Genomic DNA, 12,284 nt, shown 5'->3' on the forward strand with positions numbered 1-12,284 from the left:
CCATAGAAACAAAGCGCCAGAACACTTTTTTCTGGCTTAAAAGGGGTAAAAAAACTAAAACCATTCCATGACTTTAGGTCCCCTTTTACTCCTCACCTCCGCTTTTCTTCATGCTGCCTGGAATGCCGTCGCCAAATCGTCCCAGGACAAAGAAAGCTTTCTGTTCCTCACAATTCTTTTAAGTGGGATTATTACTTTGGGTGTCACTCTCACATTTGGCGGTTTCTCAATGCCTCACAGAGAAGCCTGGCTTATTGGAATTCTTTCAGGCGTTTTCGAGGGGCTTTACTTTCTCACTCTGGCAAAAGCCCTGCGCACCTCATCCTTGGGCAAGTCGTACACTATTATGCGTGGTGGAGCGATGATTCTTGTTTGGCTTATTTCCACCCTCTTTCTTCAAGAACGTGCAGGAGGACTTCAATTTACCGGAGCCGCACTCATTCTTGCGGGAATCATTGCAATGAATGCCCAAGACTTCTCTAAAAACAATGCCGCTGCTGACGGAAGAGGAAATATTTGGGCTTACCTCAGTGCCATTTTTATCGCGGGCTATCACCTCTGCTATCATCGCGCCTTGGTCGCAAAGGCCGAACCTAAGTCTCTCTTTTTCATTGCTATGATCGTATCCCTCCCCTTTTTATTTTGGGGATTGAGAAAAGATCCCGTGTCTCGTATCAGCCACACCGTTAAAACCCGTGGACTTGCCGTTATGGCGACAGGAGCCGCAGCCACGGCATCCTTTTTAATATTTCTTTATGGCCTTCAAGTTTCTGCTCCCGGCTTTGCGATCTCTTTAAGAAATTCTTCGATCTTTTTCGCCGTCATCTTTTCCTATTTTTTAAAGGAATCCCTCACTCGCTCCCAGATCTTAGGCGCATTCACCGTGGGTGTTGGAGCTGTCCTCTTAAGCCTCTAACTCTTCTAGACTACCCGTCATAAGAATTCTTCTTTAGCATTGTGTTTACCAACAATAATCCTTAAGAAGGAAATTTTATGTCACAGTATTTACGTTTTGGTTTGATTGTTTGTGGAGGTCTCTTTGTCGCAGCTTGTGCCCATCACCCTGATGTTCGCGCCGGAGCTGATGGCATTCATCGCGTGGTTATTGCCAGTGAAGATAGCGAAGAGGGTTCTCGCGAAGCGATTCGTCAAGCGAACAGCTTTTGCAAAGAGCGCAACATGACTCCGGCTTTTGTAAATGAGAACGCTCAATACAAAGGCGATATCGACGAGAAAAATTATAAGATGGCAAAAAAAGCCAGTACAGCTGCTAAAATTCTGGGCGGCACAACTTACGCGCTCGGTGGAAAAAATGAATCTACTGCTGGCGGCATCGTAGGGCTCGGCGGCGTTGTTGCAGACGGCGTGCTTGGTAAAGGTTATTCCGTAGAAATGAAATTTAAGTGCATCTAAAATAAAAAAGTCTTACCGTTTTTTGAAAGCGGTAAGACTTTTTACCCAGGAACGCTCACGCTTACAAAGTCAGCGGCATACTAATACTCACCAACCCCACTTTGTTTTTTAATTTATTATCCAAAGTTCCCGTCACAGGCCCCGCCTCTTCAAGTATAGAATCATTGTATTCAAGATCCATGTATTCCACGTTAAGACTGATCATAAAAATTTTAAATCCCAGTCCTACTTTGGCTCCTCTGGCTCCTTCAAACTTCACGTCGACATCGCCACTTTCTTCAGGGTCTAAGTCTCCGCCAAAGATATATCCCGCCCACAAACGCAAACCGATCACAGGCATTTGCGCTCCGAGGACGACACCATAAAGTGTTGAGGTGGCGTCAGCTTCGTAATCTGTCGCGGATTGTTCAAAACGCGGCTTTGAATAAGAGCCATCAATTCCCATAAAGAAAGAGTCCGCAGCATGAAATCCTAATTTCAGATTCACACCAAGACCTTTGGTATTCCCCGTGGAATCACTTAAAGGAGCGGGCCACTCGAGTTCGTTGTCACCCTTTTCATAAGTGACTCCTGGCTCAACATAGAATCCGGCGGCCTGTGCATGAGCTGAAATAAAGATGCTGCAAATTAGTGCCAAACCTATTCCCAAGCGTCTCATGTCCGCCCCCCCCTTTTTTAGTATTATGAATTCATTATTCCATATAGACCATAATGACGGCGCGAGATGCTTTGGCTTTTTGACCAAATACACCCGTCTCACTCGACGTACGAGGAGCAGCTCCACTTGTTTCCAAAGTCGTTTTCACTTTGGACTCCGGAGTTCGCAAAAACTTTTGTAAAGCATTGGGTCGCTCTGTCATGTTGTAGGTATTCACAGAACCCACCTTCATTTCGTCTTTGATAAAGGACTTGATAGCATCCGCGCGTTTTTTGGCCAGAGCGATGTCTGACTTGGAAGCTTTCGTATCTTTCGTCGGGTATTCTCGATCTGCCCAGACCGCCACTTTCAACTCGTCAATCTTTCCTCCCTCTTTTGCTGTTTGCACAAGAGATCGGATTTCTTCTTTAGCCCCATCGCTCAAAGTGGCCTGACCTTCATCAAATGAAATTTCAGAAGCCATTTTTGCTCCTAAAGCTTTCGATGCTGTTTCTGTTTCAGAATCAACAGCGGCCAACGCTTTGATGGAAACCAACGAGAGAAGCGTAAGACAGATGACAAATAATTTAGTGCTCTTCATGAGATACTCCTTTGCTGTTTGTTAACAGTCAGAATCAGTTTCTGCGTGCACCTTGCGTGAAGCAGAATTCAGACCAAGCTGGCAAAGGTATCATTCGTCTTTAAATTTGAGATGAGGATTACAACGGGAAAGAATCGGTTATTTTGCCCCGAGACTGTCGGGGCAAAATACCACGGATTAAAGCTCGGGCTTTACAGATCCACAATCAGCTGAAACAAATTTGGCATTCTGACGCACAAGAGATGTTTTTCCATCTTTGGTTTTTCCCGTCATCAAGCCTTCATATAGATTTTGGTTTTTTACGGTCCAATCAAAAGTTCCAGAAGTTTTATCATCCGGACAATTAAAGGTTCCCGTCAACTTCGTCGACGTTTGACTCTTTAAATCCATTTTGCATTTCTTTGAACTTTCCATGACTTTTTTTGGATCATTCAACATGGCTTTTGTATAACAAATTCTAAAACCATTCTCTGACAAACCACCAAAACCAGAACCGCCGCCAGCACCCTTCTTCATAAGAGCTTCCATTTGCTTTCGTTGTTCTGGAGACATTGCAGCCATTGCTTTTTTGATCTCGGCTTGAGGATCAAATTGCTTTCCATCATAAGTGACAACAGTCTGAACCTCCCAAAGGCCCGGCTTAATATCAAATGCCAAACTGGGAACTGCATAACTCAAAGTCAAAATTACCAATAGGATTTTCATTAATTAAACTCCACTGAAGAATGTTTATTAAGTTATCCAACACTCTGAAAGCGGAGGCAAGATAAGAAATCGAGCCTTTGCCTTAGTCGATGAAAAAGACAAGGCTCGATTTAAAGACAATAACAGTTATTCCGTAATAACCATAACAATGGATTTGGAAGCTTTCGCTGGAACCTTGGCATTAGCTGTTGTTGGTATTCCCGCCGTTTCCAATGATTTTTTCACACGCGCATCAGAAGTATTAAAAATTTCTTTAAGAACTCCGGGACGCTCGGCCATGCTGTATGCATCAACATCCAATCCTTCGCTATAGCTCTTCACGTAATCACGGATTGCATTATTACGCTTTTTAACAAGATCTCTTTCTTCAGAAGATAATTTTTTCGTTTCACTGGATGGATATTCAGAATCTCCCCAGCTGATAACTTTCAACTCTTTAATATTACCTGTGCGTTTGGCATCCGTAATCACACGACGCAGATCTTGTTTGGCGGTTTCACTCAACTCTGAGGAACCTTTAGAGAATGAAAATTCCGTCACGTGAGAAGTCTCTTCAGACGCAGCCACTTGTCTTGCGGCACTGCTCGGCACTTCACTTTCTGCCCGTCTATCTCTTGTTGCACATCCGGCCACTAATAAAGCGGAAACAAACAAAACTGAAAACACGTTCTTGGTATTCATTTATAACTCCTTATTTTATTTTCGAATCTTTACGATAGCCTCCTCTTCTGTATAAACTAAAGGGGTTGCCGTACATTCTGCCAAATATCAAGCAGCCTCTTGTTTTCTAAAACAGTTCAGACAGAAATATTTCCCGGCTCTTCATTTTCTTTCATTCTCATACCTCATACATGAAAGGAAATTTATGAATCAATCTAGACGCCAACAGCAGTCTTATCGCAATGAACCCAACCGTGACGAAAATCGCGACACACGTAATGCCCAAGATTATCAAACTGAGTTCGATTATGACCGCGAAAGAGAAACGCGGCACATGCGTCGGGATGACCAAACAAACTATCGCAGACCTAGCGACTACTACAGAGCTTCCGACTATCCAGAGTCTGGTTATAGTTACGCAGGAATTTCCGAAACCCCTCACTATCAAGGCTCCTCTGAATACAGGGAAGAATTAGATCGCCGCTATCCTCGCCAAGGCCGTCGAGAAATTATGTCCTATGGCTATGAAGCCAATCGCTTTGCTCGCGAGGACAGAGAAAGTGAGAGTGATATCGAAAAATTCGGCGAAAGAAGAGGCGAAGAAGCTCGTGGTTCTTATGCCGGACGTGGCCCTCGCAACTATAAACGCTCCGACGAACGCATCAACGAAGAGATCAATGAGATGCTGACACGTCATTCCTCCATTGATGCCGATGACATCACTGTCGAGGTAAAAGAGGGCGAAGTGACTTTGTCTGGAACAGTTCCAGAACGCAGAATGAAACATCTTGCCGAAGACGTTGCAGAAGGTTGTTTTGGCGTCAGAGACGTCACTAATAACATCCGCGTAAAGAAGGCCGAAGAAAGCCCAAGATCTTCTGCAAGATCTGACAGATCCAGAAAATCGGATCAAAGTTCTTCTTCCAGTCACTAAATAACCACTCGGGGGATTTGATATGGCAAAACCACTTGAAGGAAAAAGCGTTGCTATTCTTGCTACGGATGGCTTTGAAGAATCCGAACTCTTTGAACCAAAGAAGGCCCTGGATGATGCCGGAGCAGAAACATCCATCGTTTCTTTAAAGAAGGGAAAAATTAAAGGTTGGTCTAAAGGCAACTGGGGAAAGTCCATTGATGTTGATTTCTCACTCGATGAAGCTGACTCAGAAGATTTCGATGCCTTGATGGTGCCCGGTGGCGTGATGAGTCCCGACAAGCTGCGTATGGACGAACGAGCCGTCGAATTTGCGCAGGATTTTGTAGATAGCGGAAAACCCATTGCTTCTATTTGTCATGGCCCACAACTTTTGATTGAAACTGGTATCATCGCTGGTCGCAAAGTCGCTTCTTGGCCTTCTTTAAGAACTGACATCGTCAATGCCGGAGGACAGTGGTATGACACTGAGGTGATGACGGACCAGGGACTTGTCACAAGTCGAAAGCCCGAAGACATTCCTGCATTTAATAAAAAGATGATCGAAGAATTCAGGGAAGGACGGCACGAAGAACGAGAAACGAGAATGCATCCTTCTCACTAAATTTATTTTTTACGAACGAAATAAGCAGAGGTTCCCGTTGTCGAACTCTTCAGGTGTTGACCACTGTTCACGACGGGCCACCTCTAATAACCATCCCCGGGCGTTCCCCTTGGTGGCAATGGCAATCTTTTTGTAACGACTGATTTCAACAAGCTGGGCCAGCACGTGAGCGTATGTTTCCTCACTGAACGGATCATACATATAATAAATCTCTGCTTCGGGAATTTTAAAACTCTCTAGAGATAGATCCTGAGTATAAAAATGAACGTGATCTTGCATCCCTAAGTTCAAACTAGAGGAAGAGGCAATATCCACTCGATGTGCGACGTATTCGTACCCCTTAAAATCAATATCGGGACGAAGCAATCCCACGATCAATCCCACTCGACCATACCCCGAACCCAAATCAATGAATCGCGATCCTAAAGGTAAATTCAGATGGCGCAGAGCCAGCGAAACCGTGGAATATCCTGACTGAACGCCCACACCAGCCCCCTCCCACAAACGTTCCGTTTCTTGAAGATCGGCTTTCATTCCAAGATCCACACTGTAATCCAAATTGAAGACATCATCTAATGCATCAAAAGTGCGATACATCGAAAGTCCCAAATGAAGACCCTGGGCTTTCTTTTCTACTTGCCATTTATTTTCCAAATCGAAGAGCTCTAGCATCAGGTTTAAGGCTTTTGCTGCAAACACTTTTTGCTCAGAATAAGTTCGACTCTTTATCACTTGAATCACAGCAAGCTCACAGGCCTGAGCTTGCTGTCCTACTTCTTTTAAACCTTTTGCAGAAGATTTCTCGACGATGGCTTGAAGAAAACGAAGAGAGAAAAGTTCCACGCCGAAATAGGGCGCTAAAAATTCTTGAAAAGACTGCTCTTGAGCCGCGATGTCTTCACGGTGCAGCCAATGCTCGTCCTTAAGGAAGTTTACGGCGCTGCTAAGAAACGCAGAGTGAACAAAGAATTCTCCGAGTTCCTCGGAGGTGAGAGATAAAAGATCTTGCTTGATCTCAAGAATTCCAGGATTCGTAAAATAGTGAAGCAGAACCCGTTGGGGGTTGGTCATACATAAATGGTACCAGCCCCCGGTTCTTTAGCAAGACGAAGATGAAACTATTTAACGTTACAAGTCACAGTTGAGTAGGAAGGACTTGCTCCGCAACCCAAATCGCGAACACGGACCCAACCTCTTCTATAGCCTGAGTTTTTATAAAGAACAAACTCCGTCAACTGGCAACCGTCTCCGTCAGATTCCATCACCAGACGGTTCGCCGCTTGAGTAATGCCCCAGTTCTCATTCAACATCAACGTTGAATATTCAGGAGTCATTTTTACGGGCTCATAAGAATCAGGGTCCACGGTGTAGTAGGTCGCTTCTTTCGTGTTCAACTCTTGAACTTGAAACTCGATCACCGTAGGAGAGTTTCCTTCAATCACTTTGTCGGTCACACAGCGGAAAGTTGTGATATCCGTTTTGGCCATCGCCGTAGCAGAAAAAAACATTCCGATAAGAACAAGTGTCTTCTTCATAAAATAATCCTTGGTTTTGAATGTAACGGCGGTGTTATAGCACTCAAAACCAAGGCATCGCCAAAAAAGGCCGTTTCGTGAAAAAAAGACTATACTGACAAAACTTTATTCATAAATTGGCATAAATTCGGATTTAAACATATCTCTTAAGAAACCGGCGTCCTCGATCTCAAGGGTCATTCCTGATTGAACACCGATCTGACCATCCAATTGAAAGTTAACTTCCATACTACGCAGAGAAGTTCCTCGTGCCGTTTCCATTGTGTAATTATCCACGGCCGACTTCATACATTCTTGTGGACTTTGCCCTGAAGGATTCAAAACCTTTCCGTGATGAGACGAAAATGTCCCTTTCAGCAAACTGCGATAATCTGCGCGAGCAAAACAGCCCGTGCTTCTTCCCCTCCAAGACAAAGGCCCACCCTCTATTTTTTGAGAATGAGACGCGACAATATAAGCCGAAAAATCTGCAGCAATTGGTCCATCCAAAGGAACCTCGCCACTTGACGAGTACCGGGCATAAGCAGTTCGGCCAAGCTTCGCGTACTCTCCAACAACCAGGTCAAGACAACCTCCATAGTTCGTTCTAATTTCATCCAAAACAATTATTTTCGGGCGGGTGGAAAAGAATCCGCTGTTCTTCTCGGCCACATATGTTTTACAAACGCCGGCGAAAGAAGTGCTAACAAAAAGAGAACCCAAAATTAAACCTAAAATTGATTTTTTCATTTTTCATCCTATGCAATAAAAAATCCTCATGCGGCATCTATGCCAGCACTGAAAAACTGATTATCTTAAGATGAAGGTCAAATGCTTGCATAAGCACTTTACAGAGGGCGTAAATCCTCAATGAGCGCATGAAAAATGCGCTCAGATGACTACAAAAGTTTTGGATACCCATTCACATCACAATTACAATCACTCTGCTGGCAATTATTTTAAATTGGACTTCGCCCACCAGCAGACTTTTTATTCTTTGGATTTTATTACTTTTGGATGTTTGCTTTGGGCTCTTTCTCTTGAGAACCGCTACGACTAATTTTTCTTGGAACGAGTCTTATTTCAATCCAATATAAACTTCAACTTTATCTGAACCCCTATAGATCTCGAAATCAGTCAGGTAAGCGCGCTTATGCTGACAATCAGGGGATGAAAAATACTTCCAAACTTTGATCCAAGCCGTGATCACAGCTTGAGGCATTTCACCAGTTTCAGAAAATAGAAGATAATCGCCTTCTTTAATAGTTACAGACTCCATGGTCATCTCTGGTGTTGAGCCAAGACGGTCCGCTCCAGCGAGCACATTGAACTCGCCATTCATGTCAGACTCATAGTTATAGTAAACGCCATAAACGCTAGAGTCTTGAGATAAGGACGGCGCAATAGCTTGAAAGAACCGACCCCAGAGCGGACCAATTTTAGCCGTGGAAGCATCTAGCTCGTTGGCATTTTTAGTTCTGACGCTGATACCTGAAATTTTACGATTTTGGATTTTAATGACAGTCATCATGATTTCATTAATGGTGCGCGGGGAGGGACTTGAACCCTCACGCTTGCGCATACGCCCCTCAAACGTACGTGTCTACCAATTCCACCACCCGCGCGCACAAGCGAAAAGGCCCTACTTTGAGGGCTGAGGGAAGATTAAATTAACCATTTCCCGCCCCCAGAGTCAATAGATTGCAATACACAAAAAAATCGACGTCTAGATGCATTTTGCCCACATTTTTAGCATTTTCCTTTAACCTCCGCCTGCACCTCTACAGTCTATACAGTAAGAGCAAGGACGCTCTTAAGACGGAAACAAGAAGACGCTAGGATGGCACTTCAAGGTTTCTGGGAGGCCAAGGAAGGCCGCTAAAAGGAGAGAACATGACGGATTTACATGACGTAGCAATGTTCTGCCTCTTCTACTCGGGAGTCGTGATGTACGCACTGTGGATCACGGTTGCTAGGAAGCCTGTAAGAGCAGAGGCAAAACAGAAAAAGTTCTAGCGGCGGAGGCCGGCAGAGCGAAGGGCCAGAGGCCCGTAGCTGAAGCAGTAATTAAAATTTAAGTTTGCGACTCTTCGAAGGTTTGGTGGTTCCCTTCGTGAGTCCGGGGGAGGGATAACCTCCCCCATTTTTTTCTATCCATGGAAATCCTCGCTAACAAGGCTGAATATCACACCCGCGGCAGCTGCGACCCCAGAAGCACAGGCCAATAAAACTGATTGCATCATGGTCATATTATCACCAGCGGCAAAGACACCCTTAACTGTCGTTTCACCCCGCTCGCCGACCTTATAAAAACCCAACTCCGTCTTTTCGCAACCCAAAGATTCACCAATGGGAGATTTACTTTGAAACGGAAAGATCGGTGCCACAAACAGAGCATCCCGTTCCTTCTTCTGACCATCGATAAGCACCACAACCTTTAATACTTCTCCTTCATAGATCAAGTGATCAATGGGCTCTTCAATAACTTCGACATTTCGCCCTCTCAAAGTCTCTTGTAAATCCTCACTCAAATTGGCTTTTCCATTCGTGAATAAAATAAGGTCTTTTGAAAGACCATAAATCATCGGAAGCCCATGAGCTGCGAGCTCCCCATTTGCAATAAGTCCTAATGAAGCACCACGAACTTCAAATCCGTGGCAGAAAGGACAGTGAAAAATAGACTTTCCCCACAGCTCTTTAAAGCCGGGAGCTGAAAGTAATTTATCTTGAATGCCGTATGCTAGAATAACTTTTTTAAAATTACGAGTGGCACCTGAGGAGAGCTGAGCCACAAAACCCTGATCGACTTTATGCACTGATAAAACTGCGCCTTCAAAAAAACCGATTGTTTTATATTTTTCTAAGTCCTTACGAGTTTTCTTACGCCACTCAGCGGGATGAATTCCATCTTGAGAAGGAAAGTTGTTTACATGTGTGGATGGAGCATTTCTTGGCCGATTGTCATCGCAAACAAGAGCTGTTCTGCTCAACCGTCCTAAAGACATTGCCGCCGATAAGCCCGCAGGACCACCCCCAATAATAAGTACCTCGTAATCAAACTCCACAGATCCTCCAAATCGCAATCAATAGGATTAAGGACAGAATACCAAGGGGTTCTTCCGATGATAATTGCTAATAAATTGGACAAATTGATACTTTTTTAGTATCAATAGATATGGACTTAGCAAAACTCAAAGCCTTTGTCGTTGTCGCAGAAGAACTTAATTTCAGAAAAAGTGCTGAAATTCTGGGAATGTCCCAGCCGCCTTTAACTCGGTTGATCGCCTCTTTAGAAGAAGAACTCGCGACGCCCCTTTTTGAAAGAACCACAAGGCAGGTGAAGCTCACAGGAGCAGGAGTTTTTCTTTTAAAAGAAGGTCGGGAGATTCTGGCTAAAGCCGACGAGCTAGAAAAAGAAGTTCGCTCCATTGGCAAACTTAAAACTGGCAATTTAAGCATTGGCTTTTCTACGACTACTTTTTTAGCAAATCTCCCTAAGATTATCGCGGAGTTTCAGGATCGCTTCCCTAAAATCAAAGTAGAACTTCAACAGGAATCACGAAGTGGAATTGTTAAGGGCCTTAAAACGGGCCGCTTTGATATTTGTTTTTTAGAAGGAAATGTTTCAGCAGAACCTTTCTCTCAGCACTCCGTTCACGATGAGTCCTTAGGAGTTTTACTTCCTAAAAAGCATTCCCTTGCAAAACGCAAAGAAATCGAGCTGAAAGAATTAAAAAACGAAACAGTAATTCTGCATCCCAGAAAAGAATCCAGCGATTTTTACGATACTATAGCGCAACTTTTCAAGCATAGTGGCATTAACCCTAAGACTTATATAAAAAAAGAAAACGAAAGCTGTCCTATTTTAGTTGCCACGGGAAAAGGGGTCTCATTGACAATTTCTGGGTCTCAGAATTTTGCTCCTTTTGAAACTCACTTTGTTCCGATTAAAAAACTTTATTTACCTGTATCCGTTTTCTGGATTCCCGAGAATGAAAATTCATCGCTAAAGACATTTTTAAGTTTCGTGATTGAGAATGAATCACTCAGCAACAAAAAAGCAGAATGCCTTATGGATGTGATGCGGCTTTAACCTCGAACTAACGGATAAAATAATGTCAAACTCGCGAGATTTTTTTGAAAACAAGGAAATTGGCGACATTTTTCTAAGCGCCATGGAGTTCATTTCTAAAATTAGTGAAATGTCATTTTCAAAAGATGACGCTATAGATTCATTAAATTCCATGTTTAACGAAGACCATGTTGAACGCTCAAAAAGAAACTCAGGACATTTTGAAAGTCGTTTTGCTTTTGAGGAAATGTTGACCCTGCTAGGACTCACAACACTTCATCATTTAGCAGCGGCCATTGCTGCATCAATTCACAAGGCAGAAAAAAATGAAAGGGCCATTGAGCCTATTGGCATTTCGTGGAGTCGAATGGACTCACAAAATCCAAACTTTGTGCCTTACGTTCTTTTAATGCAACTCACTCAGCATTTAAACGGGTCATATCTTCTCTTAAAACAAGGCATAGACAGTACGTCCAAAATCACTATTCGAGCTGCTCACGAAGTATTATGGGTTTATGTTTCTATTTTGAGTGATAGAGAAAAGTTTCAGGCGTTTCAAGCAGTCAACCAAGATGAAATAGAAGACATGGTTCGCAGTAAGGCGATATGGAGAAAGCATTTCTCCACAAAACATCTCTTAGAGAGCCTAAAAAAAGTTGATAGCACGGCTGAAATCTATGATGTGGAGAAGTACTTCAATCAACGAGGACAAATATACGAATTCTATTCAAAATACACTCATCCCTCGTTCACTTTTTTAGCGGATATAGAAAATAGATCGAGGTTCGGATTGCCGGAAATTCGAAAGGGAAACATCGAAACCATTGAACTATCCCTTCAACATATTAATAGCGTTATTTCTCAAGCGATGATTTACACCTTCCACTGCCTAGATACATTTCATGCCTTTGATATAAACAGTCACGTGAAGAACAATGACGATATTCATTGGGAGCTCTATAATATACTTTCTAAGATTTATATTCATATCGAGCTACATTTTCACAAAGCCTACTCCGAGCGAAATACGACAGAAAAAATTTAGATACGTAAACTAAAAAATTAATTTTCGTGCATTTTTCCGTCTCAAAAACGCACGAAGTCACATTTTTCTGCATTAAAATTTGCGCCACACTACCAAAGT

Annotated in this window: 15 protein-coding genes and 1 tRNA gene; 6 read left to right on the plus strand and 10 right to left on the minus strand. The window is 43.3% G+C overall.

The features are described 5' to 3' along the window. The first annotated feature begins 67 nt into the window (after positions 1 to 67). Together ACL934_RS10995 and ACL934_RS11000 are read left to right on the plus strand one after the other, a co-directional pair. Positions 68 to 916, plus strand: coding sequence for an EamA family transporter (locus ACL934_RS10995; RefSeq protein WP_413612245.1), 849 nt, complete (start codon positions 68 to 70; stop codon positions 914 to 916). A gap of 77 nt (positions 917 to 993) precedes the next feature. Further along, the gene (locus tag ACL934_RS11000; protein ID WP_413612246.1) at positions 994 to 1,413 is read left to right on the plus strand and encodes a hypothetical protein; all 420 of its coding nucleotides are present in this window, start codon (positions 994 to 996) and stop codon (positions 1,411 to 1,413) included. A 61-nt stretch (positions 1,414 to 1,474) separates the two neighbouring features. Here ACL934_RS11000 and ACL934_RS11005 read toward each other — a convergent pair whose 3' ends face one another. The 4 genes from ACL934_RS11005 to ACL934_RS11020 all read right to left on the minus strand — a co-directional run bounded on the left by ACL934_RS11005 (position 1,475) and on the right by ACL934_RS11020 (position 4,037). After that, the gene (locus ACL934_RS11005) at positions 1,475 to 2,071 is read right to left on the minus strand and encodes an outer membrane beta-barrel protein (RefSeq protein WP_374073428.1); all 597 of its coding nucleotides are present in this window, start codon (positions 2,069 to 2,071) and stop codon (positions 1,475 to 1,477) included. 34 nt (positions 2,072 to 2,105) lie between these two features. Continuing rightward, the gene (locus tag ACL934_RS11010) at positions 2,106 to 2,651 is read right to left on the minus strand and encodes a hypothetical protein (protein WP_413612247.1); all 546 of its coding nucleotides are present in this window, start codon (positions 2,649 to 2,651) and stop codon (positions 2,106 to 2,108) included. A 177-nt stretch (positions 2,652 to 2,828) separates the two neighbouring features. After that, on the minus strand, positions 2,829 to 3,356 hold the full coding sequence (locus ACL934_RS11015) for a DUF3617 domain-containing protein (protein WP_413612248.1): 528 nt from the start codon (positions 3,354 to 3,356) through the stop codon (positions 2,829 to 2,831). 126 nt (positions 3,357 to 3,482) lie between these two features. Then, positions 3,483 to 4,037 carry a hypothetical protein gene (locus ACL934_RS11020; protein ID WP_374073432.1) on the minus strand — a complete coding sequence of 185 codons (555 nt, stop codon included), beginning with the start codon at positions 4,035 to 4,037 and terminating at the stop codon, positions 3,483 to 3,485. Between the two features lie 184 nt (positions 4,038 to 4,221). Here ACL934_RS11020 and ACL934_RS11025 point away from each other — a divergent pair, with 184 nt between their 5' ends. Together ACL934_RS11025 and ACL934_RS11030 are read left to right on the plus strand one after the other, a co-directional pair. Next, positions 4,222 to 4,950 (plus strand): BON domain-containing protein, encoded by a 729-nt coding sequence (locus ACL934_RS11025; RefSeq protein ID WP_413612249.1) that lies wholly within the window; start codon positions 4,222 to 4,224, stop codon positions 4,948 to 4,950. Positions 4,951 to 4,972: 22 nt separating this feature from the next. Then, the gene (locus ACL934_RS11030) at positions 4,973 to 5,554 is read left to right on the plus strand and encodes a type 1 glutamine amidotransferase domain-containing protein (protein ID WP_374073434.1); all 582 of its coding nucleotides are present in this window, start codon (positions 4,973 to 4,975) and stop codon (positions 5,552 to 5,554) included. A gap of 9 nt (positions 5,555 to 5,563) precedes the next feature. On the opposite strand, the gene ACL934_RS11035 is transcribed toward ACL934_RS11030, so the two are convergent. The 6 genes from ACL934_RS11035 to ACL934_RS11060 form a co-directional block, all read right to left on the minus strand. Further along, positions 5,564 to 6,625 (minus strand): SAM-dependent methyltransferase, encoded by a 1,062-nt coding sequence (locus ACL934_RS11035; RefSeq protein WP_413612250.1) that lies wholly within the window; start codon positions 6,623 to 6,625, stop codon positions 5,564 to 5,566. A gap of 47 nt (positions 6,626 to 6,672) precedes the next feature. Then, positions 6,673 to 7,089 carry a hypothetical protein gene (locus ACL934_RS11040; RefSeq protein WP_374073437.1) on the minus strand — a complete coding sequence of 139 codons (417 nt, stop codon included), beginning with the start codon at positions 7,087 to 7,089 and terminating at the stop codon, positions 6,673 to 6,675. A gap of 105 nt (positions 7,090 to 7,194) precedes the next feature. After that, positions 7,195 to 7,818, minus strand: coding sequence for a hypothetical protein (locus ACL934_RS11045; protein ID WP_413612251.1), 624 nt, complete (start codon positions 7,816 to 7,818; stop codon positions 7,195 to 7,197). Between the two features lie 328 nt (positions 7,819 to 8,146). Next, the gene (locus ACL934_RS11050) at positions 8,147 to 8,650 is read right to left on the minus strand and encodes a GyrI-like domain-containing protein (RefSeq protein WP_413612252.1); all 504 of its coding nucleotides are present in this window, start codon (positions 8,648 to 8,650) and stop codon (positions 8,147 to 8,149) included. Beyond that, positions 8,611 to 8,693, minus strand: a tRNA-Leu gene (locus ACL934_RS11055). The genes ACL934_RS11050 and ACL934_RS11055 overlap by 40 nt, the downstream gene beginning before the upstream one ends. A 525-nt stretch (positions 8,694 to 9,218) precedes the next feature. After that, positions 9,219 to 10,133: an NAD(P)/FAD-dependent oxidoreductase gene (locus ACL934_RS11060; RefSeq protein WP_413612253.1), complete on the minus strand. Its 915-nt coding sequence runs from the start codon at positions 10,131 to 10,133 to the stop codon at positions 9,219 to 9,221. A 110-nt stretch (positions 10,134 to 10,243) separates the two neighbouring features. Here ACL934_RS11060 and ACL934_RS11065 point away from each other — a divergent pair, with 110 nt between their 5' ends. Together ACL934_RS11065 and ACL934_RS11070 are read left to right on the plus strand one after the other, a co-directional pair. After that, positions 10,244 to 11,161 (plus strand): LysR substrate-binding domain-containing protein, encoded by a 918-nt coding sequence (locus ACL934_RS11065; RefSeq protein WP_413612254.1) that lies wholly within the window; start codon positions 10,244 to 10,246, stop codon positions 11,159 to 11,161. Positions 11,162 to 11,183: 22 nt separating this feature from the next. Further along, on the plus strand, positions 11,184 to 12,185 hold the full coding sequence (locus ACL934_RS11070; RefSeq protein ID WP_413612255.1) for a hypothetical protein: 1,002 nt from the start codon (positions 11,184 to 11,186) through the stop codon (positions 12,183 to 12,185). Positions 12,186 to 12,284: the final 99 nt, after the last annotated feature.

Origin of the sequence: Bdellovibrio sp. HCB-110 (assembly GCF_047323225.1) — a bacterium.
GTDB lineage: Bacteria > Bdellovibrionota > Bdellovibrionia > Bdellovibrionales > Bdellovibrionaceae > Bdellovibrio.

Bases quoted from the DNA above. Each gene is read 5' to 3' on its own strand.
- ACL934_RS10995 (WP_413612245.1), top strand. From the start codon at position 68: ATGACTTTAGGTCCCCTTTTACTCCTCACCTCCGCTTTTCTTCATGCT.
- ACL934_RS11000 (WP_413612246.1), top strand. From the start codon at position 994: ATGTCACAGTATTTACGTTTTGGTTTGATTGTTTGTGGAGGTCTCTTT.
- ACL934_RS11005 (WP_374073428.1), bottom strand. From the start codon at position 2,071: ATGAGACGCTTGGGAATAGGTTTGGCACTAATTTGCAGCATCTTTATT.
- ACL934_RS11010 (WP_413612247.1), bottom strand. From the start codon at position 2,651: ATGAAGAGCACTAAATTATTTGTCATCTGTCTTACGCTTCTCTCGTTG.
- ACL934_RS11015 (WP_413612248.1), bottom strand. From the start codon at position 3,356: ATGAAAATCCTATTGGTAATTTTGACTTTGAGTTATGCAGTTCCCAGT.
- ACL934_RS11020 (WP_374073432.1), bottom strand. From the start codon at position 4,037: ATGAATACCAAGAACGTGTTTTCAGTTTTGTTTGTTTCCGCTTTATTA.
- ACL934_RS11025 (WP_413612249.1), top strand. From the start codon at position 4,222: ATGAATCAATCTAGACGCCAACAGCAGTCTTATCGCAATGAACCCAAC.
- ACL934_RS11030 (WP_374073434.1), top strand. From the start codon at position 4,973: ATGGCAAAACCACTTGAAGGAAAAAGCGTTGCTATTCTTGCTACGGAT.
- ACL934_RS11035 (WP_413612250.1), bottom strand. From the start codon at position 6,625: ATGACCAACCCCCAACGGGTTCTGCTTCACTATTTTACGAATCCTGGA.
- ACL934_RS11040 (WP_374073437.1), bottom strand. From the start codon at position 7,089: ATGAAGAAGACACTTGTTCTTATCGGAATGTTTTTTTCTGCTACGGCG.
- ACL934_RS11045 (WP_413612251.1), bottom strand. From the start codon at position 7,818: ATGAAAAAATCAATTTTAGGTTTAATTTTGGGTTCTCTTTTTGTTAGC.
- ACL934_RS11050 (WP_413612252.1), bottom strand. From the start codon at position 8,650: ATGCGCAAGCGTGAGGGTTCAAGTCCCTCCCCGCGCACCATTAATGAA.
- ACL934_RS11065 (WP_413612254.1), top strand. From the start codon at position 10,244: ATGGACTTAGCAAAACTCAAAGCCTTTGTCGTTGTCGCAGAAGAACTT.
- ACL934_RS11070 (WP_413612255.1), top strand. From the start codon at position 11,184: ATGTCAAACTCGCGAGATTTTTTTGAAAACAAGGAAATTGGCGACATT.